The sequence below is a fragment of the Pseudonocardia sp. NPDC049154 genome (assembly GCF_040648315.1).
Lineage (GTDB): Bacteria > Actinomycetota > Actinomycetes > Mycobacteriales > Pseudonocardiaceae > Pseudonocardia.
In genome coordinates this window covers 39,594-63,969 of record NZ_JBEZDN010000003.1, presented here as the reverse complement: position 1 = coordinate 63,969, position 24,376 = coordinate 39,594, and the positions used below count along the sequence as shown (strand labels likewise).

Below are 24,376 nucleotides of genomic sequence, written 5' to 3'. Positions count from 1 at the left end.
GTGGGCGGGGTGGGTCCGGTGCGCGGGATCAGTCGGTCCCGGACAGACGCTCCTCGATGCGGTCCAGCAGGCGTCGAACGCTGCGGGGGTCGTCGTCGGTGGGCACGGGCAGCCCGGCCCGGGTCCGGTCCGCGAAGGCGCCCGCCCGCAGCAAGGAGAGCTGGAAGAGGGCGAACACCTCGTGCCGGCGCAGACCGACGAGCGGGAGCCCGGTGCGCCCGCGCCACCGGTCGATCGTCTCCTCGCGGGTGCCCAGTCCGGCGAGGCGTGCGACGCCCGCATCCGTCGAGTGGTTGCGGTCGAACATCAGCCACCAGGCGAGGTCGACCATCGGCCCGCCCAGCGAGACCATCTCCCAGTCCAGGACGGCCACGCACCGGGTGCCGGCGAACATCATGTTGCCCAGGCGTGCGTCGCCCCAGGAGAGGCCGCGAGGGGTGCCGGTCGGGAGGTTCCTCTCCAGCCAGTCGCGAACGTCGGCCAGCGGGCCGAGCGGGGTGCGCTCTCCGACCCAGTCCGCCATCCGGTGCCAGTAGCGGACCAGCGGCTCCAGGCCCGGTTCGAGGAAGCCGACGCCCGCGGTGTCGGCACGATGCAGCGCGCACACCGTGTCGAGAGCGTTGCGCCACAGAGCACGACGGCCCTCCTCGTCGAGCTCCGCCACGGGGCCGGAGACGTTGTAGTTGGGGTAGTCGGGCGGTACGACGCCGGCGACCCGCTCGAGCAGCAGGAACGGGGCCCCGAGCACCGTGCCGGTCGGTTCGACGCCGCACACGGCCGGGACCGGGACGTCGGTGTGTGCGGCGACCCAGCGCAGCGCGGCGGCCTGGCGTTCCAGGTCGACGTCGAGGTAGGCGGCAGCGCCGGGCACGGTGAGTCGGACGACCAGGCCGCGCACGCCCACGGGCGTCCGGCAGTCGACCAGCAGCGTCTCGTTGGCGGTCCCGGCTCCGTGGGGGTGCCGCGCGCCCTCGACCACGCAGCCGTCGAGGATCCCTTCGGTGCGGAGCCACTCCGTGAGCCTCCGCTGCAGGTCGCCGAGATCCCGGTCGGTCTGGCGGAGCAGGTCGACGACCACGTCAGCCCGCCCGGACGCCCTCGGCCACCCGCTTCAGGCCGGCCAGGGAGGTGGCGAGGGTGCGGCGCTGGAAGGCCGCGAAGGTGTGGCCTCCCGTCACGACGCGATCGACGACCGCGGCCGGCGGGTCGGGCCAGCCGCGCTCGTCCGTCCAGGTCAGGGCCACGCGGGTGCCGCTCCCGGCGGCTGTCGGGTCCGCGACCAGCCCGTACACCGTCTCGGGAGCGGTGCCGACGAGCAGCGCATCGGAGACCGCCGGCACTCGGCCCTCGGGTGTTCGGACCATGGCGCACCCCTCGCGTCGTCGCGGCGTCCTCCGTCGCGAGAGTGCGACGGTGGACGGCTGATGTGTCATCGTAACGTGTCCTTACCTTATCTCTTTAGATTGACCCTTCGGGAGGGTGTCGTGAGCGATCTGTCCGGCCTGCACGCGGTGATCACAGGTGGCAACGGCGGAATCGGTCTGGCGGTGGCGACGGGGATGGCCCGGGCCGGGGCGAACATCACGCTCTGGGCCCGGGACGCCGCCAAGGGCGAGGCCGCGGTGGCGCACCTGGGCGGGCTCGGGGTCAAGGCGCAGGCCCTGACGTGCGACGTCGCCGACGAGGAGCAGGTCGTCGACGCGATGGCACGCTCGGTCGAGGCGCTCGGCCCGCTCGGTTGCGTCGTCGCGAACGCGGGGACCGCGGCGGCCAGCCCGTTCGTGGACACCTCGCTCGCCGACTGGCGGGGGGTCATGGCGACGAACCTCGACGGCGTCTTCCTCACCTGTCGCGAGGGTGCCCGGCGGTTCGTCGAGCAGGGCGACGGCGGCTCGATGATCCTCGTGTCGTCGATGGTGAGCCGCTTCGGTGCGGCGCAGCAGGCCGCCTACGCGGCGAGCAAGACCGGCGTGCTCGGGCTGGCCCGCACCCTGGCGGTCGAGCTCGCCCGCCACCGGGTCCGGGTCAACACCCTGGTGCCGGGCTGGACGCGCACCGGTCTCACCGTGCCGCGGCAGGAGGACGAGCGGTTCATGGCCGCGACGACGGCGCGCACGCCGGTGCGGCGCTGGGCCGATCCCGAGGAGTTCGAGGAGGTCGGAGCCTTCCTGGCCGACCCGTCCCAGACCTTTCACACGGGCAACGAGGTCGTGGTGGACGGAGGCTACTCCGTCTTCTGAGGGCCCTTGCACTAGTAATACTTGTAAAGATAACCCTTCTGTGTGACTCTCTCCCGCGTGCGACGCGGCTCACCACCTCGGGAGCCGCGTCGCCGTCGTCGCGGAGGGTGGGGTCGAGGGACCGCACCCGGAGGAGGAGCGCAATGACGGACGTCCAGCCTTCGGTCGCCGGGGAACGCGCCGGCCCGGACGGGTCGCGGAGCGGGCGGGCAGGGAAGGCCGCCTTCGTCGGCACCGTCCTCGAGTACTACGACTTCAGCCTCTACGGGTCCGCGGCCGCGACCGTGTTCGGCACCGTCTTCTTCGCCGGCTCGTCGCCGTTCCTCGCCACCCTGCAGTCCGTGGCGACCTTCGCGGTGGCCTTCCTGGTCCGGCCGATCGCCGGCGCGGTGCTCGGCAGCGTCGGCGACCGCGTCGGACGCCGACGGGTCCTGGTCGGGACGATGCTGGTGATGGGCGTGGCCACGATGGGCATCGGCCTCGTCCCCGGCTACGCCACCCTCGGCGCAGCGGCTCCGGTGCTGCTCGTCGCCCTGCGGGTGCTGCAGGGGATCGGGGCGAGCGCCGAGTTCGGCGGAGCGACCCTCGTCGCGGTCGAGTTCGCCAGGCCGGGACGGCGCGGCCTGCTCGGCTCGCTGCCGGGCACCGGGGCGGCGCTCGGTGGCGTGTTGGGCACCTTGATGCTGCTCGCCGTGTCGTCCCTGACGACTCCCGAGCAGTTCCTCGACTGGGGCTGGCGAATCCCGTTCCTGCTGAGCGCCGTGCTGGTGGGGTACGGCATCTGGCTGCGCCGGCATCTGCCCGAGACCCCCGAGTATCGCCGCGCCGAGGAGGCGGGGGCCACGGTGCGGACCCCGCTGCGCGAGATCCTGCGCACCCGGCGCCGTGAGGTGCTGGCGATCATCGCGATCGTCACCGCGCAGACCGGGTTCGGTTACTTCTACATCGTCTTCGTCGTGTCCTACGCGGGCGGCGAGCAGGTCGGGCTCTCCCGCACGGTCACCTTCGCGGCCCTGCTCTCCGCGCAGCTGGCCGGCACGGTGTTCACCCCATTCTTCGGTGCGCTGTCCGACCGCATCGGCCTGCGGCCGGTGATCGCGTTCGGGCTGGCCCTCTCGGCCGTCCTGGCCTTCCCGTTCTTCGCCCTGGTGCGGGGCGACTGGCCGCCCGGGCTGTTCATCGCGATGATCCTGGCCAACGGCGTCGCGGCCACGGCGATCGTCGCGGTGGCGGGGACGCTGGTCACCGAGCTGTTCGACCCCGGTGTCCGGTACAGCGGCATGGGCCTCGCCCGCGAGACCGGGAACATGATCGGCGCCGCCGCGACGCCGCTCCTGGCGGTCCAGCTGGCGCACCTCGGCGCCGGTACGTGGCCGCTGAGCCTGCTGCTGCTCGCGTTGTCCGCGATCGGCACGCTCGGGCTGCTGGCGGTTCGTCGGCGGTCCCGGGCCGTCGTCACCAGCTGACCACCGAGGTCCTGCGCCCCCGATTCGGGTGAACTGCGCATCCGTCTGTCTTCGTCATCGTTGTAAAGATTACTGGTGATCACTGGCTCTCGCCGCCGACGGCCGAGGGCCCGGTCGGCCAGTTCGACGACCGGACGTTGACCGAGGAGAGCGAAGAGCTGATGCGGGCTTCAAGGACGAGGCGCAGGGTGGCGGTCGCGGCGACGACGAGCGCCGCGCTGGTGGTGGGCGCGGTGCTCGTGGCCGGGCCGGCCGCCGCGGAGCCGGGCGCCGCCCGACCTGGATCCGAGGGGGCGGCCGCCGCGGCCGCCGAACCGTGGGCGACGGACGCCCCCGGGATGAAGTCGGGTACGGCGACGCTGCCCGGCACGGGGCCGATCCACGAGTTCCCGGCCTTCCCGACCCCCGCGGGCTTCTCCTGCGAGGTGGCGATCGCGAACAACGGCGACCTCGTCTCCGACGAGTTCGTCGGCAACGCAATGGGGGTCGTCGACCCGCACACCGGCGAGGTGCGCGACGTCCCGCTGCCCAACCCGGGCGGCCTGCCCGGCGGCCAGAACCGCGGGCCGGACGGCCACATCTGGTTCGGCGAGGTCGGCGGCAACGCGCTGGGCGAGTTCGACCCGGAGACCGACGAGATCACCACCCACGCCTTCCCGTGGGCGAACGTCGGCGTCCCGACCCAGCCGCTGCCGGTCGAGATCAACAACGGTCCCGGCGTCTCCTTCGACACGACCTGGGCCAAGGACGGGAAGATCTACTTCACCGCGATCGGGCTCAACGCGATCGGCAGCTTCGAGCCGGAGTCCGAGGAGTGGGAGCTGTTCCCGATCCCGACGCCGGCCGCCGGCCCGGTCGCGATGGAGGAGGGTCCGGGCGGGACCGTCGCCATCACCGAGGGCTTCGCCAACAAGGTCGCCACGTTCGACGTGGACACCCACGAGTGGAAGGAGTACCCGATCCCGACCCCGGGCGTGACCTTCCCCGCCGGGCTGACCGTGTCGCCGGACGACAAGTACCTGTACTTCGGCGAGACGCTCGCGTCGAAGATCGGGCGCCTCGACCCGGTGACGGGCGAGATCAAGGAGTACGACCTCCTCGCCATGCGCAACGACCTGCTCGGCGGCAGCCTCTCGATCGGCAACCCGCTCCCGCAGCCCGGGCAGCTGCGCTTCGGCAGCGACGGCAAGATCTACTTCGTCGAGGGCACCTTCACCGGCGGCAGCCGGATCGGGCAGCTCGACGTCGAGAAGAACACGCTGGCCGAGATCGACACCCCGTCGCCGGTGTCCATGCCCTGCGACCTGAACAACACGGTCCCCGGCAAGATGATCTTCGCGAGCTTCGCCACCAACCGGATCTCGTACTTCGACATCCCGAACACGGTCGACATCGGCAACACCTACCCGCTGCACGGCTGAGCGGAGCGTGCGGAGCGAACATCAGCACTGAGCGGAGCGTGCGGAGCGAACCTCGGCACTGAGCGGAGCGTGCGGAGCGAACATCAGCACTGAGCGGAGCGTGCGGAGCGAACATCAGCACTGAGCGGAGCGTGCGGAGCGAACCTCGGCTCTGAGCCGGAGCTCCCCGAGGCCCGGTCGTCCGACTCCCGTGAGGAGGACGACCGGGCCTTACTTCTGTAGGTTCAGGGTCTTGACTGCATAAGCTTTATAAACTTTTATGGCACAGCACGGCCCGGAGCATCGACGAGGAAGACGATGGCGAACGAACGCGACGAGGTGCATCCATTCTCCGACCGCGTCGACCACCCCTACTGGGAGGGTCTCGGTGCGGGGGAGCTCCGCATCCAGCGCTGCGCGAGATGCCGGCGGTGGAGCTGGCCTGCGGACTGGCGGTGCCCCGCGTGCGGTGGCTACGACATGGCCTGGGAGCAGGTCGAGCCGGTCGGGCGCGTCTACTCGTGGATCCGCACCCATCTGCCGTTCGTGCCCGCGTACGCCGATCTCGTGCCGTACGTGAACGTGCTCGTCGAGCTCCCCCAGGCCGGAGGCGCCCGGATCATGGGGCTGCTCACCGGCACCGAGGAGGGCATCCGCATCGGCGCGTCGCTGACCGGCTCGTTCGAGCCGCCGTCCCCGCGGACCGCCGATCTGCCCGTTCTCAGCTGGTCGCTCACCGAGCAGGTGGCGGCATGAAGCCCGCCCAGGTCGCCGCCGTCGGGTTCGGGAGCACGGCGTACCACAAGCGCGGCAAGTCTCCCGATCCCGAGCGCAAGCTGCTTCTCCAGGCGATCGACGACGCCGCGGCGATGGCCGGGATCGACACCGCCGACATCGACGGCTTCGTCTCCTACGGTGCCGACCTGCAGGACGGCCCGCGGCTGACGGGCCCGCTCGGGACGAAGGAGCTGCGGTGGAGCAGCCTGGTCTGGGGCGGCGGTGGCGGCGGCAGTGCCGGGGCGATCGCGCAGGCCGAGGCGGCCATCGTGTCCGGGCAGGCCGAGACAGTGGTCGTGTACCGGGCCACCGCGGAGTCGACGAGCGGGCGGCTGAGCTCGGCCGTCAGTCAGGGCGTGTTCGGGCTCGCCTACCGCGCCCATGGCATCGACGCGCCCGCCCAGGCGCTCGGGCTGCGGACCCAGCGACTGCTCGAGGCCGAGGGCGTGCCGGCGAGCGCGCTCAAGGCCGTCGCGCAGGCCAGCTACTACCACGCGAACCGCACGCCGTGGGCCGTGGGCAAGGACCTGGTGCTCACCGACGAGCTCTACGACTCCTCGCGGCTGATCGCCGAGCCGATCCGGCTGTTCGACTCCTCCCGGGAGAACGACGCCGCCGCGGCCATCGTCTTCACCTCGGCCGAGCGTGCCCGGCACCTCACCGACAAGCCCGTGTACCTGCTCGGCGCCGCCTACGGTGCGCAGGGCCGCTGGGGCGAGATGGACGAGAACCACGAGCCGTACCACGCGTCGTCGCAGGCCGCCCCCGCCCGACGGGTCTGGGAGCGCACCGGTCTGACCGCCGCGGACGTCGACGTCGTGCAGCTCTACGTCAACTTCACCGGCCCGCCCGTCTCGGCGCTGATCGACCTCGGCTTCTGCACCCCGGAGACCGCGGGCGAGGTGCTCACCTTCGACAACCTCATCGCCCCCTCGGGCCGGCTGCCGATCAACACCAGCGGCGGCGACCTCGCCGAGGGCTTCCTGCACGGGATGGGCAACGCCGTCGAGGCCGTCCGTCAGCTGCGCGGGGAGTCGCCCAACCCCGTCCCCGGGGCGAAGGTCTGCCTGGTCTCCGGCGGCCCGATCTCCGAGCTCAGCAGCGTCGCGCTCTTCTCCACCGAGCAGGGCTGACCGATCCCGAACAGGAGCACGGCATGACCGTCACCGACGACCGCACGTCCGTCCTGCCCACCCGCCTCGTGATCGGCGACGCCCGCCTCGACAGCGCGTCCGGCGGTACCTACGAGCACGTCAACCCGGCGACCGGGGCAGCGCAGGCCGTAGTCCCGATGGCCGGCACCGCGGAGATCGACGCGGCCGTGGCCGCCGCCCGCGAGGCCCTGCCCGGCTGGCGGGCGTGGAACCCGGTCGACCGCCGCCGCGTGCTCACCCGCTTCGCGGAGCTGATCCGCGAACACGTCGACGAGCTGGCCACCATCGCCTCGCTGGAGATGGGCGGCCCGCGGGCCTACACGCCGTTCTCCGTGCACTACGGAGCGGACTGGATCGAGGAGGCCGCCGGCTGGGCCGACCGGCTCGCCGGCGACACCGTGCCGCTCACCGGTCGCGGCGTGTTCGAGTACACCGCCGTGGAGCCGGTCGGGGTGGTCGCCGGGCTGGCCACGTGGAACGGGTCGACCGGCGCGTACGGCATGACGATCGGCGCGCCGCTCGCGGCCGGGTGCACCGTCGTGGCCAAGCCGTCCGAGCTGGCACCGTTCGGCGCGATCCGGACCACCGAGCTCGCGCTCGAGGCGGGGTTGCCGCCCGGCGTGCTCAACGTCGTCACGGCGGGTGTCGAGGCGTCGTCGCACCTCGTGGCGCACGCGGGCATCGACAAGATCACCTTCACCGGCAGCCCGGCCACCGCCCGCCGGATCGCCGCGGCGGCTGCCGAGCGCCTGACCCCGTGCGTGTTCGAGCTCGGCGGCAAGTCGGCGAGCCTGGTGTTCGCCGACGCCGACCTCGACCGGGCGGTGACCTCGGCCCTGACCCTCACCGCCAACGCGGGCCAGGTCTGCACGCTCGGCTCCCGGCTGCTCGTGCACCGCTCCGTTCGCGACGAGTTCGTCGCACGGCTGACCACGGCCCTGGCCGGTGTCCGGCAGGGCGACCCGTTCACCGAGGGCGTGTCGTTGGGCCCGGTGATCAACCAGGCCGCGGTCGACCGGATCGTCGGGATGATCGACCGCTCCCGCACCTACGGGACCGTTCTGGCCGGTGGGCAGCGGGCGGGCGGCGAGCTCGCCGACGGCTACTTCGTCGACCCGACCGTCGTGGAGCTCCCGGACAACACCGTCGAGCTGGCCCGCGAGGAGGTCTTCGGGCCCGTCGTCGGGGTACAGACCTTCGACGAGGAGGACGAAGCCGTCGCCCTGGCCAACGACAGCGCCTACGGCCTGGCGGGTTATGTGTTCACCGCCGACGTCGGCCGGGCGCTGCGCGTTGCCGGTGCCCTGGACACCGGCAACGTCGGCGTCAACGGTGGCGGCGCCCCGGCGGGTCCGCACATCGGGTTCGGCGGCCGCAAGCAGAGCGGCTACGGCGTCCAGGGCGGCCTCGGCGGCGTCCGGGAGTTCGTGGCCGCCAAGACCGTGCAGGTGCTCCTGTGAGAGCAGAAGGGGGACGAGCGATGAAGCCGACGACCGGTGCGAGGCTAGGCAGCAGCGGGTGCACCACCCAGGTGATCGTGGTGCGGCCGCCCTCCGAGGACGTCGAGTTGACCTGTGGCGGCGTGCCGATGGTGCCGTTGCCCGTCGAGGCGGGCGACCCGACCGGGGAGGACGGGCCCGGCTCGCTCACCGGCAAGCGGTACGTGCACCCCGCCACCGGCATGGAGCTGCTGTGCACCAAGGCCGGAGCGGGGCAGCTGCGGGTGGGTGACGAGGTGCTGGGGATCAAGCAGGCGAAGAGCCTGCCGTCGTCCGACTGATCACCCCGGATCTGCATCACCGTAATACTTGCAAAGATAAACAGGTCATGTGAGACTCTGGCCCGGCGTGACCGCCGGCACACGGGAGGCCGTGCGCTCCGGACGGCCCCGACCCACCGACGGGACGCGGCAGGTGCCCGCCCAGAAGGAACTGCGGCACAGGAGGAGCAGCAATGCGTTTGGCGAACAAGGTCGCGGTGATCACCGGCGCCGGCTCGGGCCTGGGCCGGGTGTCCTCCCGGCTCTTCGCGCAGGAGGGCGCGAAGGTCGTGATCACGGACATCTCCGAGGAGCGCGCGAACGAGACCCTCAAGCAGGTGCTCTCCGACGGCAACGAGGCGATCGCCGTGAAGGCGGACGTCACCGTCGAGGCCGAGGTCGAGGCCGCCGTGCAGGCCGCCGTCGACACCTACGGGCGGCTCGACGTGATGTTCGCGAACGCGGGCATCCCGGCCAAGGACTTCGGGCTCACCCCGTTCGAGGACATCACCGAGGCCGAGTGGGACGAGACGAACGACGTCGTCCTCAAGGGCGTGTTCTTCGCGGTCAAGCACGCGGTGCGGGCGATGAAGAAGAACCCGGGCGGCCCCGAGGGCGGCTCGATCATCTGCACCTCGTCGGCCGCCTCGCTGGTCGGCTACCCCGGCTTCCCGCAGTACGGGGCGGCCAAGGGCGGGATCAACGCGATGGTGCGGATCTGCGCGGCCTGGGAGATCGGCCGCTACGGGATCCGGATCAACGCCATCTGCCCGACCCACGGCATGTCCGCCAACTTCATCCTCCCCGGCGACGCGCCGGTGCTGGAGAAGTCGCACGAGGAGATGGCGGGGGAGTGGGTCCCCGAGCACTCGCCGATCCCGCTCAAGCTGAGCCGCCCGCCGCGCATCCTCGACAACGCCTACCCCGCGCTGTTCCTGGCCTCGGACGAGTCGATGTACATCTCCGGCGTCAGCCTCCCGACCGCGGACGGCGGGACGCTCGCCCAGGTCGCCATCCCCTTCGGCGACAACTGGCGGGAGAACCTGAACGAGAACGCCCGCAAGGGCAACTTCAACGGCTGAGCGCGCCCACCACCACCTGCGGGAGTCACCGATGACCGAGAAGACCCTGGACGAGGTCAAGGCGGAGCGCCGCCACGACTACGACGTCTACCCCGGCGGCACCATCCAGCAGAAGCTGGACGAGATCGCCGAGCTCCGCGAGAAGTGCCCCGTCTCCTTCTCGGAGAAGGGCGGGTTCTGGGTGGCCACCACCTACGACGACATCTCGAGCATCCTGCGGCGCAACAACCGCGGCTTCGTCAGCTTCCCGAACATCCCGGACGGGAAGGTGGCGTTCGGGCAGAAGCAGCAGATCCCGATCGAGCTCGACGGCGACGTGCACCGGAAGTACCGCAAGCTGCTCGACCCGCTCTTCTCCCCGGCCCGGGTGCAGGAGATGGAGAAGCAGATCCGTGACGTCGCCAACGGGCTCATCGACGGGTTCGTGGCGACCGGGAAGTGCGACGTGGTGCCGCAGTTCGCCTTCCCGTTCCCGGGCACGGTCTTCCTGTCCATCATGGGCTGGCCGCTCGAGGATGCCGAGCGGATGAACGACTGGGTGAACATCTTCCTCCACGGCGTGCCCGGCGGCACCGAGGAGGAGACGATGCAGGCCCGGATCAAGGCGAGCGAGGAGTCCCGCGCCTACATCCAGGCCATCGTGGAGGACCGGCGGGCCAACCCTCGGGACGACATCACGAGCGTGATCGTCAACCAGGGGCTCGAGGGTGAGCCGATCTCGGACAGCGACCTCTCGGACTTGTTCGTGCTGCTGCTCATGGCGGGCCTGGACACCGTGCAGAGCGTGATCGGGCAGAGCATCGCCTACCTGGCCACCCACCCCGAGCAGTGGGAGGCGATGTTCGCGACGCCCGACGCGCTCGCCCCGGCGATCGAGGAGCTGCTGCGCTGGACCTCGCCCGCCATGCCCACCCGGAACGTCGCCGCCGCCTCGGCGCAGGTGGCGGACCTCGAGCTGCCGGAGGGCGAGCGGGTGTTCTGCCCCCTCGCCGCGGCGAACCGGGACCCGAAGTACTACCCGGACCCGGACACCGTGGACTTCACCCGGGAGTCGAAGCCCCACCTGTCCTTCAGCCTGGGTGCGCACCGGTGCGTCGGGGTGCACCTCGCCCGGCTGGAGCTGCGGATCGCGTTCGAGGAGCTGCACCGGCGGATCCCGTCCTTCCGGCTGCAGGAGGGCTGCACGCCGACGGAGCACCTGGGACTGACCTGGGCGATCGAGGACGTGCGGATCGAGTTCGAGCCGCGCCCGGCCTGACCACCGTGACGTCCCGCGCCTGAGCAGTACCCGCACGTCGAGAGGAACCCATGAGCCCGTCCCCGTCGACCGAGGAGGTCAGGTCGTTCGGCCTGCTGCAGCTGTGGGACGCCGTCGCCGACGGCGTCCCGGAGCGGGAGTGCGTCGTCCAGAGCGATCGCCGGCTCACCTGGGCGCAGGTGCGCGAGCGGACGACGAGGCTCGGGTGGTTCCTCACCGGCTGCGGGTTCGGGCCGCGGGCCGGGGTGACCGAGGACTGGCGGTCGCCGAACGACACGGTCGGGCTGCTGCTGCGCAACAGCCCGGAGTACCTGGAGGGCAGCATCGGGTGCTACCGCGCCCGGTGCGCCCCCTTCAACGTCAACTACCGGTACAAGGCCGAGGAGCTGGCCTATCTGCTCCGCGACGCCCGACCGGCGGCGATGGTGCTGCACCGCGAGTTCGGGCCGGTGCTGGAGCAGGCCCTCGCGCTGGCCGAGGACCTGCGGCCCGTGCTCCTGGTCGTCGAGGACGGCTCGGACGCGGTGCTTCCCGCCGGTGCGCAGGCCTACGAGGAGGCGCTCGCCGGTGCGCAGCCGCCGCCCGGGCCGGTCGTGCCCTCCCCGGACGACGTGCACGTGCTCTACACGGGCGGCACCACCGGGATGCCGAAGGGCGTGATCTGGCGGCTGCGCGAGCTCGCCGGCCGGCCCTGCGGGATCGCCGTGGAGTCGCTGGAGGCAGCCACCCGCGATGCTCCCCGTCGCGGGTGGCTGCGCGCCTTCGTCGCCCCACCGCTGATGCACGGCGCCGCCGCCTGGTTCTCCTACGGCGCCTGGTCGCGTGGCGGCACGCTCGTGCTGAGCGAGGACCACAGCTTCGACGCCGAGCGGGCGCTCGAGCTGTGCCGGCGGGAGAAGGTGACCTGGATGGCGATCATCGGAGACCCGTTCGCGCAGCCGCTGGTGAAGGCGCTGCGCGCGGGCGCCGAGCCGCCGCCGTTGTCCTACGTCTTCTCCAGCGGGGCCGCGCTGTCCCCGTCCGCCTGGTCCGAGTTGGACGCCTACTTCCCCGGGTTGAAGCTGGTCAACACGCTGGGCTCGTCGGAGACCGGGCCGCAGGCGATGCAGACCAGCAGCGCTCAGCCGGCGTTCAAGGCCGGGCCGCAGACCTTCGTGGTGTCCGACGACCACACCCGGCTGCTCTCCGCCGGGAACCCGGGCATCGGCTGGCTCTCCAACGCCGGCGAGCTCCCCCGCGGGTACCTCAACGACGAGGTGCGCACCGCGGCGACCTACAAGGTCGTCGAGGGCCTCCGGCTGTCCATCTCGGGCGACCGCGCGAGCGTCGACGACACCGGCGAGATCCGCTTCCTCGGCCGCGAGGCGACCGTCATCAACTCCGGCGGCGAGAAGATCTACGGCGAGGAGGTCGAGGGCGTGCTGCGCGCGCTGCCCGAGATCGCCGACGCGATCGTGTTCGGCCGCCCGAGCGAGCGCTGGGGCCAGGAGGTCGTCGCGTTGCTCGTCGCTGCGGGGCCCGAGCTGGACCGGGACACGCTCCGCGCCCGCTGCGGCGACGCGCTGGCCGGGTACAAGATCCCGAAGGCGGTGGCCTACGTGCCGGCGATCCGCCGCCACGACAACGGCAAGGCCGACTACGCCTGGGCGGGCGAGGCCTTCGCTTCGCTGGTCGCGGAGGTGAGCGCGTGACCGTGCTGGAGGGCGTCCGGATCGTCGAGCTGGCGTCGGGGATCGCCGGCCCCGTCGCGTGCCGGCTGCTCGCCGAGGCCGGCGCGGACGCCGTGAAGGTCGAGCCCGCGGGCGGGGACCCCGACCGCGAGGCGCGGCCGGTCGCGTTCGCGACCTGGAACCGGAGCAAGCGGTCGGTGGTCGGCGACCTGGAGCCGTTGCTGGCACGAGCGGACGTGCTGGTCCACGATCTCCCGGCCGGGACCGCCCGTGCCCGCGGCCTCGACCCGGAGACCCTGGCCGCGCGGCACCCGGGACTGATCGTGGCGACCGTGCCGAGCTACCCGGCTGGGCACCCGCTCGCCGACATCGCCGCGACGGACGCGATGGTGCAGGCCGAGCAGGGCTTCTTCGACGAGCAGCAGGGCAACCGACCCGGCCCGGTCTACATCCGGCTGCCCTTCCCGAGCTGGAGCGCCGCGTACCTGACCGCCGCGGGCGTCGTGGCGCGGCTGGTGCAGCGGGCCCGGACGGGTGCGGTGCTGCCCGTCGGGACCAGCGTGTTCCAGGGCGGGCTGGCCCCCGCGGCGTTGTACTGGCAGCGCTGGGAGCGACTGCCGGCCGGCCTCGACAAGCACACCCTGCCGAAGATCTGGCCCGACGCCGCCCTGTCGATCTTCGGGTGCGCGGACGGGCGGTATGTGCAGCTCGCCGGCGCGGTCGGCGGATGGATCGAGTCCCCGCCGGTGCTGGAAGCCCTGGCGCTGGCCGACCTCGTCGACCTGTCCGAGGTCGGGGTGACCCCGGAGAACTGGGAGACGTGGGACGGCGTGTTCCGCACCCGGACCAGCGACGAGTGGCGCGACGAGCTGGGCGAGGCCGACGTGCCGTGCATCGTCGTCCGTGAGCTGGGCGAGTGCTTCACCGACGAGCAGGTGCGGGTCAACGGCTACGTGGCCGAGGTCGACGACCCTGTCGTCGGGCGGGCGTTGCAGGCCGGCCCGCCGATCGAGACCAGCGCGCCGAGCCGGATCACCGGCCCGGCCCCCGCCGCGGGCTCGACCGAACTCGCGGAGGTGCTGGCCGGGTGGAACCCACGTCCTCAGGAGAGGGCCGCCCCGCCGGCCGACCCGCGGCCGCTCGCGGGCCTGCGGGTGCTCGACTTCGGGTCGGTCGTCGCCGGCCCCTTCGGCGCCCAGTGCCTCGGAGACCTCGGCGCCGACGTCGTGAAGGTGGAGCCGCCCGCGGGGGACCGCGGGCGCGGGCTCACCCAGTTCGCCGGCTGTCACCGGGCCAAGCGGTCGCTGGCGATCGACCTCAAGGCGCCCGACGCGCGCGAGGCCCTCGAGCAGCTGATCCGGTCCAGCGACGTCGTGCTGCACAACATGCGGCTCGGCCCCGCCGCCCGGCTCGGGCTCGACGGTCCCGGCCTGCGCGCGGTGAACCCGGCCATCGTGTTCAGCCACGTCAGCGCCTACGGCCCGCGCGGGCCGATGGCGCCGCTGCCGGGCTACGACCCCACCGCGCAGGCACTGACCGGCTGGGAGCACGCCAACGCCGGCGAGGGCCGCCCGCCGATCTGGCTGCGCAACTCGGTGTTCGACGTGCAGTCCGGCATGATCGCCGCCCTAGGCGCCCTGCTCGGCCTCTACCAGCGCGAAACCACCGGCACGCCCGGGGACGCGGGGACCTCCCTGCTGGCCGCGGGGATCACCGCGGCCTCCGAGGTCGCCGTCACCCTACCGGACGGAGCGATCACGTCGGCGCCGGTGCTCGACGCCGACCAGACCGGGTTCGACGCCGCGCACCGGATCTACCGCTGCGCGGACGGCTGGCTGCTGGTCGACGCGGCCGACGATCGGCAGATCGACGCGTTCGTCGTGCACCTCGGACCCGATGCGGCGGGAGCGCTGGCCGCTCGGCCCGTCGACGACGCGGTGGCGGACCTGGCGGCCGCCGGCGTGCGCTGCTGCCGGGTGGCCGAGGAGCGGCTCGACGCCTTCATGGACTCGGCGGTGCACGCCGGTCTCGGGGTCGCGCGCACCCTGCAGACCCGCGGCTACGGCCGGCTCGACCTCGTGGCCGGCTTCTGGGACGTCCCTGCCGCCGCCGGTGAGAGCGTGCCCGACCTGGGCGAACACACCCGCGAGCTGCTCGCGGAACTGGGCTACGACGACGCGACGATCGAGGGCCTCGCGGAGGGCGGCGTGGTCCGCCTGGCGGCCGTGCCCGTCACGTCGGGAGGAAGGGCATGAGCGAGCGTCCGACGATCGAGTTCGACCACCACACCCCGGAGTTCGGGCAGGACGCCCCGGCGAGGTTCGCCGAGCTGCGCGCCACGTGCCCGATGGGGTTCACCGAGGCGCACGACGGCTACTGGGTCGCCTCGACCTACGAGAACGCCCGGCGCATCCTCTCCGACCCCGAGAACTTCACCGTCGAGAAGAGCCCCGACGGCCTGCGCGGCGGCAAGCTCATCCCGACCGCCCCGCATGCCCCCGCGATCATCCCGGGCAGCCTCGACGGGCCCGCTCACGACCGCCTGCGCAAGCCGCTGCGCAACCTGTTCGCCAAGCGCAACATCGAGCAGAAGGTCGCGCCGATCGCGCGCGCGGCCGCCGACCGGCTGCTCGACGAGCTCGCGGACAAGCCCGAGTTCGACGTCGCGCAGGAGTTCAGCTTCCGGCTCACCGTGGCCACCATCAGCGAGTTCGTCGGGCTGGCGAGCGGCGAGATCGGCGACCCCGAGAAGGTCGTGCTGATGCTCGAGGACGCCTTCGCCATCGACCCCGAGGCCGGCGGGGACCGCGACGCCCTCGCCGCGCGGACCGCGGACAAGTTCACCGAGGTCCGCGAGCTCGTCGGGCAGGTCGTGCGGGCCCGGAAGGCCGAGCCGAAGGACGACCTGATCACCGCGATGGTCGACCCGACGACGGGGCTGACCGAGGACGAGGTGATCGACCTCGCGCTGTCGATGCTGCTCGGCGGCGTGCGGACGACCGCGGCGTCGATGGACAACATCGTGCTGTACCTGGCCGAGCACCCGGATCTGCGCCGTGAGCTGGTCGAGGACCCGGCGAAGATCCCCGACGCGGTGGAGGAGCTGACCAGGCTCGCCGCCGTCACCCCGCTCGTCGCCCGCACGGCGGTGACCGACCAGGACTTCGGCGACGTGCACGTCAAGGCCGGAGACCGGGTCGCGGCGCTGATCTGCTCGGCCAACCGGGACGAGGAGCGCTTCCCGGAGGCCGAGCAGGTCAAGCTGGGCCGCAAGGACGGCCTGCACCTCGCCTTCGGCGTCGGCATGCACTACTGCCTCGGGATCTGGCTGGCGCACATGGAACTGCGGGTCGCCGTCGAGGCCGTGCTGCGGCGGATCCCGGACTACCAGGTCGTCGCCGACCGGGTGCGCCGCTACGGCCTGGTCGGGGTCAACAACGGCTTCTCCGCCCTCCCGGTGCGCCCGCACCCCTGAGAGTCCGCTCCCGGAACGACCACGCGCCGCCGACCCCGGGGAGGTCGGCGGCGCGTCGTCGTTCTCGGGTTCAGTTCGCCAGAGTGAACAGCCGTCGCTCGCCCTCGGCCACGACGCGGCCGGTGCGCCCGATCGGGTCGGACTCCGGGTCGACCAGGGCGTTCAGGGTCGCCTGGTCCGACTTGGACACCCGCACCCCGGTGCGCGTCCCGGCCGGCGATCGGCCGATGACGTAGCCGCGGGCCGGGTTGCCCTCCCGGTCGAACTCCACCGTGAAGGTCTCGATCTCCAGCGGGCCGGTGAGGGTGTCGTCGACGGCGACCGGGCCGTGCTCGTCCGTGGTGGCCGTGGACCAGCGGAACTCGGGAACGGGCTCGCGGTCCAGGACCACGGCCGCGTGCTTCGTGAGGTACTCGCCGTTGGCGTACACCAGGCCGCTACCACCGCCCTCGCGCAGCCGCCGGACGACCGCGACCAGGGCGTGCGCGGAGTAGTTGTTGTGCGCCCCGCCGAACGAGGTCAGCCCGCCGGTCGCGGACAGCTCCCTGTCCCGGCCCAGCCCGAGGTGGAGCGCGCCGAGCTTCGGCACGATCGGGAAGCAGCTGTAGAGGTCGACGACGTCGAGCGCCTCCGCCGTGGTGCCGGCCGACCCGAGGACGGCGTCGAGGCTGCGCTCCAGGCCGGGGGAGCGCCCGTACGACTCGCGCTCCAGGACGTCCTCGCAGTCCTCGTCGACTGCCGCGGCCCGCAGGTACACCCGCTTGTCCGCGGGCACCCCGAGCCGGTCGGCCGCGGCCGGGCCGGCCAGGATCACGGCGGCGGCCTGGTCGACGCGGTTCAGCGCGTTCATCCGCAGCGGGTACGGGAAGCAGATCATCCGGTTCTTCGGGCCCACCTCGGCGATCTGGTCCGCGGTGAGCGCCTCGGTGTTCCACGCCGCCTCGTTGCCCACGGCGACCTCGCTGAAGCGCGAGTACATCTCCGCCGACCAGGCCTGTGACTCGGCGAAGCCCTGCCCGAGGTCGTGCCGCAGCCGGTTCTCCCACAGCGGGTAGATCCGGATCGGGCCGACCAGCCCGAGGTCCCACATGCGCTCGGTGCCCCCGGTCGCCCGCGTGAACGTGCCGGGGCCGCCGGGGGAGTGGCTCCAGTGCTCGGCCTTCTCCGGCTCCTTCACCGCGCCGAGCAGCTCCACCGAGGACTGTGCCTCGCCGCCGCACACCACGGCCAGCTCCGCCTCGCCGGTCGCGACGGACCGGGCCAGCTCGGTGAGCACCGCGACCGGCTGGTGCCCGCCCACCTCCGACACCGAGGTCTTCGCCCGCCGCGCGCCGACGGCCTCGGCGACCGCCGCGCCGGCGTCGTCGTAGTTCCAGGAGACGACCTGGACCACGCCGAGGGCGTCGACCTCGCCGAGCGCACCCTCGGGGAGGCCGGCGTCCGCGGCGGCCGCGAAGACCGCCCGCCGGATCAGCTCGACCGGTTCGAGGGCCTGCGCGGGGTCCTTCCCGCGGTTGTTCCGCAGCTGCCCGACGCCGATGACGACGACCGGACCACCGCTGCCCGCGCCGCTCATCGTCCCGTCCAGAGCGGGGCGCGCTTCTCCACGAAGGCCTTCATGCCCTCGGCGAAGTCCTCCGTCTCGCCCGCCGCGCGGACCACGGCCCGGTTGCGCTCCCAGGCCTCGTCCTCGTCGACCAGGTGCGTCGCCTCGAGCATCAGCTGCCGGGAGAGCTGCACCGCGACGGGTGCGTTCACCGTGATCCGCGCGGCCAGGGCGCGGGCGGCCTCGAGCGCCTTCCCGGACTCGGCCAGCTCGTTGACCAGCCCCAGCTCGGCGGCCCGCTCGGCCGGGTAGGCGTCGCCGGTCAGGGCCCACTCCATGGCGACGGCGAAGGGGATCCGCCGGCCGAGCCGGAACAACCCGCCCGCCCCGGCCACGACCGCCCGCTTGACCTCGGGGATGCCGAAGGTCGAGCCGCGCGAGGCCACCACGAGGTCGCAGGCGAGCGCCAGCTCGGTGCCGCCGGCCAGGGCGTACCCGTCGACGGCGGCGATGAAGGGCTTGCGCCGCTCCCGGCGGACGAACCCGGCGAAGCCGCCCCGCTTGGTGTGCAGCGTCTTGACCCGGCCCTTGCCGATCTCCTTGAGGTCGCCGCCCGCGGAGAACACCGGGGGGACGCCGGTGAGGATGCCGACCCAGATGCGGTCGTCCGCCTCGATGGCGTCGACGGCCTCCTCGATCCCCTGCGCGACCTCGGCGTTGACCGCATTGCGCGCCTCCGGGCGGTCGATCGTGATCACCGCCAGGTGGTTCTCGGGTTCGGGCTCGAATCGGACTCCCACGCGCTTCCTCCTACTCGTGCGGTGAACCGGGCAGCAGCGGTCAGATGTCGAGGACCAGCCGCGGGCACGCGGCCCGGGACACGCAGATCATCATCGTGTCGTTGGCGGCCTGCTCCTCGGGCGTCAGGAGCGAGTCCCGGTGCTCCGGCGTGCCCTCGACGACGACCGTCTCGCAGGTCCCGCAGGTCCCCTCGCCGCACGACGACGGCGCGTCGACCCCCGCCTCGGTGACCACGTCGAGGATCGACCGGTCCGGCGGCACGGTCAGGGTCAGGCCGGACTGCACGAGCTCGACCTCGAACGACTCGGCCTCGACCGGTCCGAGCGTCTTCGGCGTGAAGCGCTCGAGGTGCAGGGCGCCGACGGGCCACGGGTCCGTCAAGGCCGTGACGGCGTCGAGCAGCGGCTCCGGGCCGCAGACGTAGAGCAGCGTGTCGGCGCGCGGCTCGGCGAGCAGCGCGGGGAGGTCGAGCAGGCCGTGGGTGTCCTGCGGGGTCACGGTCACGCGGCCCCCGCCGAGCAGCGCGAGCTCCTCGCGGAAGGCCATGCTCGACAGCGTCCGGCCGCCGTAGAGCAGCGTCCACTCCGCGCCCGCGCGCTCCGCCTGCCCGATCATCGGCACGATCGGCGTGACGCCGATGCCGCCGGCCACGAAGACGTAGCGGGGCGAGGGTTCCAGCGCGAAGTGGTTGCGCGGGCCGCGGGCGCGCACCTCGGCGCCGACGTGCAGCTTGTCGTGCACGAAGCGGGAGCCGCCGCGGCTCTCCGGCTCCAGGAGCACGCCGATCCGCCAGACGTCGTGCCGATCGGGGTCGCCGCACAACGAGTACTGACGCGACAGGTCGGGGGTCAGCTGCAGGTCGACGTGGGCGCCGGGCTCCCAGGCGGGGAGGTCGGTGCCGTCGGCGGCACGGAGGTCGAGGACGATCACACCGTCGGCCGCGTCGACCCGGCCGGCGACGACCAGGTCGACGTCCACCTCGTCATGGGTGCTGCGCACGAACTCCTCCTCGGCGGCCAGCGGGGGTGCGGCAACGTCGTTTGACGGGCCGGAACCGCGATCCTAGCATCTGCACAATCTTTACCAGTATTCGTTGAGGTGTGGAGGCGTGGTCATGGCGGACAGCGGACGGGGAGATCTGCGGGACCGGGTCGCCTTCATCACCGGCGCCGCCCGCGGGCAGGGGCGCGCGCACGCGTTGACCCTCGCCCGTGAGGGTGCGGCGATCGTGGCCGTGGACATCTGTGCCCCCATCCCGACGGTGCCGTACGCCCTCGCGACCGAGGAGGACCTGGCGGAGACCGCCCGGCTGGTCGAGGCGGCCGGCGGTCGTTGTCTGACCGCCCGCGCGGACGTCCGCAACCGCGAGGAGCTGGTCGCGGCCGTCGGGAAGGCGACGGCGACGTTCGGGCGGCTCGACGTCGTCGTCGCCAACGCCGGTGTGGCGCAGGGCCTGCCGGAGGCCGAGGCGGCCACGATCGACGAGATCTGGGCCGACTACATCGCCGTCAACCTCACCGGAGCCTGGAACACCCTGCAGGCGACCCGGGACGCCCTCGTCGAGGGTGGCCGGGGCGGTTCGATCGTCATCATCAGCTCGACGTCCGGCCTGAAGGGCACCTCGCGGGGTGACGTCCGGGCGGACGCGTACACCGCGGCCAAGCACGGCCTCGTCGGGCTGATGCGCGCCTGGGCCAACGAGCTCGGGCCCCACGGCATCCGGGTCAACACGATCCACCCGACCGCCGTCGGCACCCCGATGGTGGAGAACCCCGCGATGGGGGCCTGGGTCGAGGCGAACAGGCACCGCGTGGCGGGCGGCTTCAACGACGCCATGCACCGGGGGCGGATCGGTCTGCAGGACGTGTCGGAGGCCGTGCTGTGGCTGGCCTCGGACCGCTCGGGCGCCGTGACCGGCGTGACCCTTCCGGTGGACAACGGCTTCGTCATCGCCTGAGCAATGACCATAATACTTGTAAAGATTACTTGTTCATGTCACGCTGCTGGGGTCTGACGACGGAGGTGTGACGGTGGAGTTCTCCGACTCCGAGAGCAGCGCAGCGCTGCGTGCGGAACTGCGGACCCTCGTGCGTGAGCACGTGCCGCCGACGTTCCTGGGTGCCTTCACCCGTGATCCGAAGGATCTGGAGACCGCCCAGGCGTTCTGCCGGATGCTGGCGGAGAAGGGACAGCTCACGCCGGCGTGGCCGGTGGAGTACGGCGGTTCGGCCTCCTCGCAGTGGGAGCAGGCCGTGATGCGCGAGGAGATGTGGGGCCACTTCGAGCCCCGTGGCGCGCAGTACATGGGCGTCAACTGGGTCGGGCCGGCGATCATGCGGTTCGGCACGGACGAGCAGAAGCGCGAGCACCTCGGCCGGATCGGCGCGGGCACGGTCATCTGGTGCCAGGGCTTCTCCGAGCCGGAGGCGGGGTCGGACCTCGCGTCACTGCGGACCGCTGCGGTCCCGCAGGAGGGCGGCGGCTGGCGCATCGAGGGGCAGAAGGTCTGGACCTCCTACGCCACGATGGCCGACTGGTGCTTCCTGCTCGCCCGCACCAACCGGGACGCCCCGAAGCACAAGGGCATCACCGTGTTCCTGGTGCCGATGGACCGCCCCGGGATCAAGGTCGTCCCGATCGAGGCGATGGTCGGCCCGCACCACCTCAACGAGGTGTTCTTCGAGGGCGTGCCGGTCACCGAGGCGGACGTCCTCGGCGAGGTCGACGCCGGCTGGTCGATCGTGCGCGAGGCGTTGGCCTTCGAGCGGGTCGGCATCGCCCGCTACGCCCGCTGCGACCGCTTGCTCAACCTGGCGCCCGCCGCGCTGGGTGACCGCTGGGAGACCCTGCCCGAGGAGCTCAAGGAGCGCTGGGCGACCGCGCTGATCCACGTCCGCCAGGCGCGGCTGCTGGCCTACCGCGTCGTCGAGAAGATCGAGGCGGGCGCCGTGGACCCGGCGGACACGGCGTCGTACCGGATCGCGGTGACCCAGACCGACCAGGAGGTCGCCGAGGTCCTGATGGACATGCTCGAGGAGCGGGCGGTGGGGGCGGCGGACCGTTCCGACCTGTTCGCCCGCGCCGTCGACGACCACTGGCGCTACGCGCAGGCCGCGACCGTGGCGTCCGGGAGCATCGAGGTGCAGCGGCTGCTGCTCTCCCGGTCGCTGCTGAAGACGAAGTGAGCGGGGAGAACGCTGCGATGAAGACGGAGCTCACCGACGACGCCCTGGAGCTCGGGCGCGTCATGGACACCGCGTTGGCCAAGGCCGGTGGCGCCGATCTCGCTCGGGCCGCCGAGGCCGGCACCGGGATCGACGAGGTCACGACGATCCTCGACCAGCTGGGCCTGTGGGACCTGCGGCCCCGCGAGTCGGCGGAGGACGGCGAGGCCGCCGCGGCCGCGTGCCGGTCGGCCGGCCGGGTCGCGCTGCCGTACCCGGTGGCCGAGCGGCTGGCGGCGGACCCCGACGCCGGGTTCGACGCGGTCACCGTCGCCACCGGCCCGGTCGCGCGGGTCAACCTGATCGGCCTCGCGCCCGAGCTGAGCTGGGTCGTCTCCGACGGCCGCGCCCGCCGCGCCCCGGTCGTCACGGCCGGTCCGGCGCTGGGCACCAAGCTCGGTCCGCTGGTCAGCGAGGTCGAGCTCGGGACCTGGGAGTCCGACGACTCCGCGCCGCTGGCCCTGCTACTGCCGTGCTGGACGCTGCTCGGGATGCTCGAGTCCGCGCTCGACAAGACCCGGCAACACATGCTGGACCGCAAGCAGTTCGACCAGCCGATCGCCTCCTTCCAGGCGCTGCAGTTCCGGCTGGCGGACACCACGACCACGCTGCAGGGCTTCCAGGAGCTGGCCAAGTACACGCTCTGGTCGGTGCTGAGCGGGCAGGCGGGGGCGGCCGTCGACGTGCTCGCCTGCCGGGTGTCGGCGCTGGAGACGGCCGAGACCGTCTTCCGCACCGCCCACCAGATGCACGGCGCGATGGGCTTCTGCGACGAGGTCGACCTGAGCTGGCTCTCCCGGCACAGCCAGGCGATCCGCCGGCTGCCGTGGGGGCTGTCGCAGACCCGCAAGCGGCTGCTCGACGGCATGGCCACGGTGCCCTTCGCCGGCCTGTACGGCGACGGCCTGGTCGGGGCCCGGGACCACGCGCCGCTCTGATCACCGCTCACGAGGGAAGACCGAGTCCGTGAACCTCACTCTCCTGCTCGAGATGGCCGCGGACGCCGCAGGCGACCGCGTGGCGGTCGGTCGCGCCGCGGACGGCGTCACCTACGCCGAGCTGCGCGACCGGGCCGCCCGCGTCGCCGGCTTCCTGCACAGCCGCGGCGCGACCCGGCTGGTGCAGGCGGGCCAGAACAGCGACGCCCTTCCGGTGCTGCTGTTCGGCAGCGCACTGGCCGGCGCCACCTTCACGTCGGTGAACTACCGGCTCACCGACGAGCAGCTGCGCGCGGCGCTGCAGCGGTGCAGCCCGGCCGTCGTCGTCCCGGACGACCGGACGGGCCCGCGGGTCGCCGGCATCGACGGCCTGGACGCCTGCCCCGGGCTGCTGTCGCCCGGGGACCTCGGCCCCGCCGAGGTCGATCCCGACCCCGCCGACGACGGCGAGGGCGTGGCGATCGCGCTGTTCACCAGCGGGACCAGCGGCCCGCCGAAGACGGTCCTGCTGCGCCACCGCAACCTCACGTCCTACGTCCTGGGCTCCACCGAGTTCCTGGGCGCGGAGGAGGACGAGGCGGCGCTGGTCAGCGTGCCGCCGTACCACATCGCCGGGATGGCGTCGGTGCTGTCGAACGTCTACCTCGGCCGGCGGATCGTGTACCTGCCGCAGTTCGACGCCGCCACCTGGGTCGAGTTCGCGAGGACCGAGGCGGTCACCCACGCCATGATCGTGCCGACGATGCTCGGCCGGATCCTCGACGTCGTCGAGGAGACCGGGGTGGACCTCCCGGCGCTACGGCAACTCTCCTACGGCGGCGGGCGCATGCCGTTGCCGGTGGTGCGCCGCGCGATGGAGCTGCTGCCGCAGGTCGGGTTCGTCAACGCCTACGGCCTCACCGAGACCAGCTCGACCGTGGCGCTGCTCGGCCCCGACGACCACCGCGTCGCCTTCGCCAGCGACGATCCCGTCGTGGCGGCCCGGCTCGGTTCGGTCGGGCGGGCGCTGCCCGGCGTCGAGCTGCAGATCCGGGACGTCGACGGCACGGTGCTCGGGCCCGGCGAGGTCGGCGAGATCGTGGTGCGCGGCGAGCAGATCGCCGGCGAGTACGAGGGGAAGGACGCCAAGGATCCCGCGGGCTGGTTCCCCACCAACGACCACGGCCGGCTCGACGCCGACGGGTACCTCTTCATCGAGGGCCGCGCCGACGACGTCATCGTCCGGGGTGGGGAGAACCTCAGCCCCGGCGAGATCGAGGACGTCCTGCTGCAGCACCCGGACGTCGAGGAGGTCGCCGTGGTCGGCGCTCCCGACGTGGAGTGGGGCGAGACCGTCGCGGCGTTCGTGGTGCCGCGGGACGGCCGTGAGGTGGAGCCGGACGAGCTGCGGGACTTCGTCCGCGCCAGGCTGCGGTCGTCGAAGACGCCGGCGCTGATCGAGTTCCGTGAGGCCTTGCCCTACAGCGAGACCGGCAAGCTCCTGCGCCGGGAACTGCGTCGCGGGTTCGCGACCACGTGACCGCGACCGCCTGAGAACGACGACGGGCCGCCCGGATCTGCCGGGCGGCCCCGTCGCGCGTCGGTGG

Annotated in this window: 21 protein-coding genes; 16 read left to right on the top strand and 5 right to left on the bottom strand. The window is 72.6% G+C overall.

The genetic code is table 11. The features are described 5' to 3' along the window. Nucleotides 1-28: 28 nt before the first annotated feature. Nucleotides 29-1,078, bottom strand: a complete 1,050-nt coding sequence (locus AB0B41_RS03045; RefSeq protein WP_358198310.1) for a phosphotransferase family protein — start codon at nucleotides 1,076-1,078, stop codon at nucleotides 29-31. Between the two features lies 1 nt (nucleotide 1,079). Further along, nucleotides 1,080-1,364 carry a hypothetical protein gene (locus AB0B41_RS03040; RefSeq protein WP_358198308.1) on the bottom strand — a complete coding sequence of 95 codons (285 nt, stop codon included), beginning with the start codon at nucleotides 1,362-1,364 and terminating at the stop codon, nucleotides 1,080-1,082. 120 nt (nucleotides 1,365-1,484) lie between these two features. Between AB0B41_RS03040 and AB0B41_RS03035 the strand changes: the two genes are divergently transcribed. The 12 genes from AB0B41_RS03035 to AB0B41_RS02980 all read left to right on the top strand — a co-directional run bounded on the left by AB0B41_RS03035 (nucleotide 1,485) and on the right by AB0B41_RS02980 (nucleotide 16,281). After that, complete coding sequence (locus tag AB0B41_RS03035) at nucleotides 1,485-2,240, top strand: SDR family oxidoreductase (RefSeq protein WP_358198306.1); 756 nt, start codon at nucleotides 1,485-1,487, stop codon at nucleotides 2,238-2,240. Nucleotides 2,241-2,383: 143 nt separating this feature from the next. Continuing rightward, nucleotides 2,384-3,706 carry an MFS transporter gene (locus AB0B41_RS03030; RefSeq protein ID WP_358198304.1) on the top strand — a complete coding sequence of 441 codons (1,323 nt, stop codon included), beginning with the start codon at nucleotides 2,384-2,386 and terminating at the stop codon, nucleotides 3,704-3,706. Between the two features lie 188 nt (nucleotides 3,707-3,894). Next, on the top strand, nucleotides 3,895-5,127 hold the full coding sequence (locus AB0B41_RS03025) for a hypothetical protein (RefSeq protein ID WP_358198302.1): 1,233 nt from the start codon (nucleotides 3,895-3,897) through the stop codon (nucleotides 5,125-5,127). A 297-nt stretch (nucleotides 5,128-5,424) separates the two neighbouring features. After that, a complete protein-coding gene (locus tag AB0B41_RS03020) occupies nucleotides 5,425-5,862 on the top strand; it encodes an OB-fold domain-containing protein (RefSeq protein ID WP_358198300.1) in 438 nt (145 codons plus the stop codon). Then, on the top strand, nucleotides 5,859-7,016 hold the full coding sequence (locus tag AB0B41_RS03015) for a transporter (protein ID WP_358198297.1): 1,158 nt from the start codon (nucleotides 5,859-5,861) through the stop codon (nucleotides 7,014-7,016). The genes AB0B41_RS03020 and AB0B41_RS03015 overlap by 4 nt, the downstream gene beginning before the upstream one ends. Nucleotides 7,017-7,039: 23 nt before the next feature. After that, nucleotides 7,040-8,497 carry an aldehyde dehydrogenase family protein gene (locus AB0B41_RS03010; protein ID WP_358198295.1) on the top strand — a complete coding sequence of 486 codons (1,458 nt, stop codon included), beginning with the start codon at nucleotides 7,040-7,042 and terminating at the stop codon, nucleotides 8,495-8,497. A gap of 20 nt (nucleotides 8,498-8,517) precedes the next feature. After that, nucleotides 8,518-8,817 (top strand): hypothetical protein, encoded by a 300-nt coding sequence (locus AB0B41_RS03005; protein WP_358198293.1) that lies wholly within the window; start codon nucleotides 8,518-8,520, stop codon nucleotides 8,815-8,817. Between the two features lie 173 nt (nucleotides 8,818-8,990). Beyond that, complete coding sequence (locus AB0B41_RS03000) at nucleotides 8,991-9,878, top strand: SDR family NAD(P)-dependent oxidoreductase (protein WP_358198291.1); 888 nt, start codon at nucleotides 8,991-8,993, stop codon at nucleotides 9,876-9,878. A gap of 31 nt (nucleotides 9,879-9,909) precedes the next feature. After that, nucleotides 9,910-11,136, top strand: coding sequence for a cytochrome P450 (locus tag AB0B41_RS02995; protein WP_358198289.1), 1,227 nt, complete (start codon nucleotides 9,910-9,912; stop codon nucleotides 11,134-11,136). A 50-nt stretch (nucleotides 11,137-11,186) separates the two neighbouring features. After that, nucleotides 11,187-12,827, top strand: a complete 1,641-nt coding sequence (locus tag AB0B41_RS02990) for an AMP-binding protein (RefSeq protein ID WP_358198287.1) — start codon at nucleotides 11,187-11,189, stop codon at nucleotides 12,825-12,827. Beyond that, nucleotides 12,824-15,061: a CoA transferase gene (locus AB0B41_RS02985; RefSeq protein ID WP_358198284.1), complete on the top strand. Its 2,238-nt coding sequence runs from the start codon at nucleotides 12,824-12,826 to the stop codon at nucleotides 15,059-15,061. The genes AB0B41_RS02990 and AB0B41_RS02985 overlap by 4 nt, the downstream gene beginning before the upstream one ends. Continuing rightward, nucleotides 15,058-16,281, top strand: a complete 1,224-nt coding sequence (locus tag AB0B41_RS02980) for a cytochrome P450 (RefSeq protein WP_358198282.1) — start codon at nucleotides 15,058-15,060, stop codon at nucleotides 16,279-16,281. Before AB0B41_RS02985 ends, AB0B41_RS02980 begins: the two co-directional genes overlap by 4 nt. Nucleotides 16,282-16,351: 70 nt before the next feature. Here the strand turns inward: AB0B41_RS02980 and AB0B41_RS02975 are convergent, their stop codons facing one another. From AB0B41_RS02975 to AB0B41_RS02965, 3 genes are read right to left on the bottom strand one after another with little or no spacing between them, the layout of a single operon-like run. Next, nucleotides 16,352-17,857 carry an acetyl-CoA acetyltransferase gene (locus AB0B41_RS02975; RefSeq protein WP_358198280.1) on the bottom strand — a complete coding sequence of 502 codons (1,506 nt, stop codon included), beginning with the start codon at nucleotides 17,855-17,857 and terminating at the stop codon, nucleotides 16,352-16,354. Then, nucleotides 17,854-18,627, bottom strand: coding sequence for a crotonase/enoyl-CoA hydratase family protein (locus AB0B41_RS02970; protein WP_358198278.1), 774 nt, complete (start codon nucleotides 18,625-18,627; stop codon nucleotides 17,854-17,856). Before AB0B41_RS02970 ends, AB0B41_RS02975 begins: the two co-directional genes overlap by 4 nt. A gap of 40 nt (nucleotides 18,628-18,667) precedes the next feature. After that, the gene (locus AB0B41_RS02965; protein ID WP_358198276.1) at nucleotides 18,668-19,627 is read right to left on the bottom strand and encodes a PDR/VanB family oxidoreductase; all 960 of its coding nucleotides are present in this window, start codon (nucleotides 19,625-19,627) and stop codon (nucleotides 18,668-18,670) included. Between the two features lie 115 nt (nucleotides 19,628-19,742). Between AB0B41_RS02965 and AB0B41_RS02960 the strand changes: the two genes are divergently transcribed. The 4 genes from AB0B41_RS02960 (at nucleotide 19,743) to AB0B41_RS02945 (ending at nucleotide 24,309) form a co-directional block, all read left to right on the top strand. Continuing rightward, a complete protein-coding gene (locus AB0B41_RS02960; RefSeq protein WP_358198275.1) occupies nucleotides 19,743-20,585 on the top strand; it encodes a mycofactocin-coupled SDR family oxidoreductase in 843 nt (280 codons plus the stop codon). A 73-nt stretch (nucleotides 20,586-20,658) separates the two neighbouring features. Beyond that, complete coding sequence (locus tag AB0B41_RS02955) at nucleotides 20,659-21,813, top strand: acyl-CoA dehydrogenase family protein (protein ID WP_358198273.1); 1,155 nt, start codon at nucleotides 20,659-20,661, stop codon at nucleotides 21,811-21,813. 17 nt (nucleotides 21,814-21,830) lie between these two features. Further along, complete coding sequence (locus tag AB0B41_RS02950; protein WP_358198271.1) at nucleotides 21,831-22,790, top strand: acyl-CoA dehydrogenase family protein; 960 nt, start codon at nucleotides 21,831-21,833, stop codon at nucleotides 22,788-22,790. Between the two features lie 28 nt (nucleotides 22,791-22,818). Then, nucleotides 22,819-24,309 (top strand): AMP-binding protein, encoded by a 1,491-nt coding sequence (locus AB0B41_RS02945; RefSeq protein ID WP_358198269.1) that lies wholly within the window; start codon nucleotides 22,819-22,821, stop codon nucleotides 24,307-24,309. The last annotated feature ends 67 nt before the right edge of the window (nucleotides 24,310-24,376 follow it).

Coding starts and splice junctions, on each gene's coding strand:
- AB0B41_RS02995 (WP_358198289.1), top strand. CDS start 9,910: ATGACCGAGAAGACCCTGGACGAGGTCAAGGCGGAGCGCCGCCACGAC.
- AB0B41_RS02975 (WP_358198280.1), bottom strand. CDS start 17,857: ATGAGCGGCGCGGGCAGCGGTGGTCCGGTCGTCGTCATCGGCGTCGGG.
- AB0B41_RS03030 (WP_358198304.1), top strand. CDS start 2,384: ATGACGGACGTCCAGCCTTCGGTCGCCGGGGAACGCGCCGGCCCGGAC.
- AB0B41_RS03020 (WP_358198300.1), top strand. CDS start 5,425: ATGGCGAACGAACGCGACGAGGTGCATCCATTCTCCGACCGCGTCGAC.
- AB0B41_RS03000 (WP_358198291.1), top strand. CDS start 8,991: ATGCGTTTGGCGAACAAGGTCGCGGTGATCACCGGCGCCGGCTCGGGC.
- AB0B41_RS03015 (WP_358198297.1), top strand. CDS start 5,859: ATGAAGCCCGCCCAGGTCGCCGCCGTCGGGTTCGGGAGCACGGCGTAC.
- AB0B41_RS02950 (WP_358198271.1), top strand. CDS start 21,831: ATGAAGACGGAGCTCACCGACGACGCCCTGGAGCTCGGGCGCGTCATG.
- AB0B41_RS02980 (WP_358198282.1), top strand. CDS start 15,058: ATGAGCGAGCGTCCGACGATCGAGTTCGACCACCACACCCCGGAGTTC.
- AB0B41_RS02990 (WP_358198287.1), top strand. CDS start 11,187: ATGAGCCCGTCCCCGTCGACCGAGGAGGTCAGGTCGTTCGGCCTGCTG.
- AB0B41_RS02960 (WP_358198275.1), top strand. CDS start 19,743: ATGGCGGACAGCGGACGGGGAGATCTGCGGGACCGGGTCGCCTTCATC.
- AB0B41_RS03005 (WP_358198293.1), top strand. CDS start 8,518: ATGAAGCCGACGACCGGTGCGAGGCTAGGCAGCAGCGGGTGCACCACC.
- AB0B41_RS03040 (WP_358198308.1), bottom strand. CDS start 1,364: ATGGTCCGAACACCCGAGGGCCGAGTGCCGGCGGTCTCCGATGCGCTG.
- AB0B41_RS03010 (WP_358198295.1), top strand. CDS start 7,040: ATGACCGTCACCGACGACCGCACGTCCGTCCTGCCCACCCGCCTCGTG.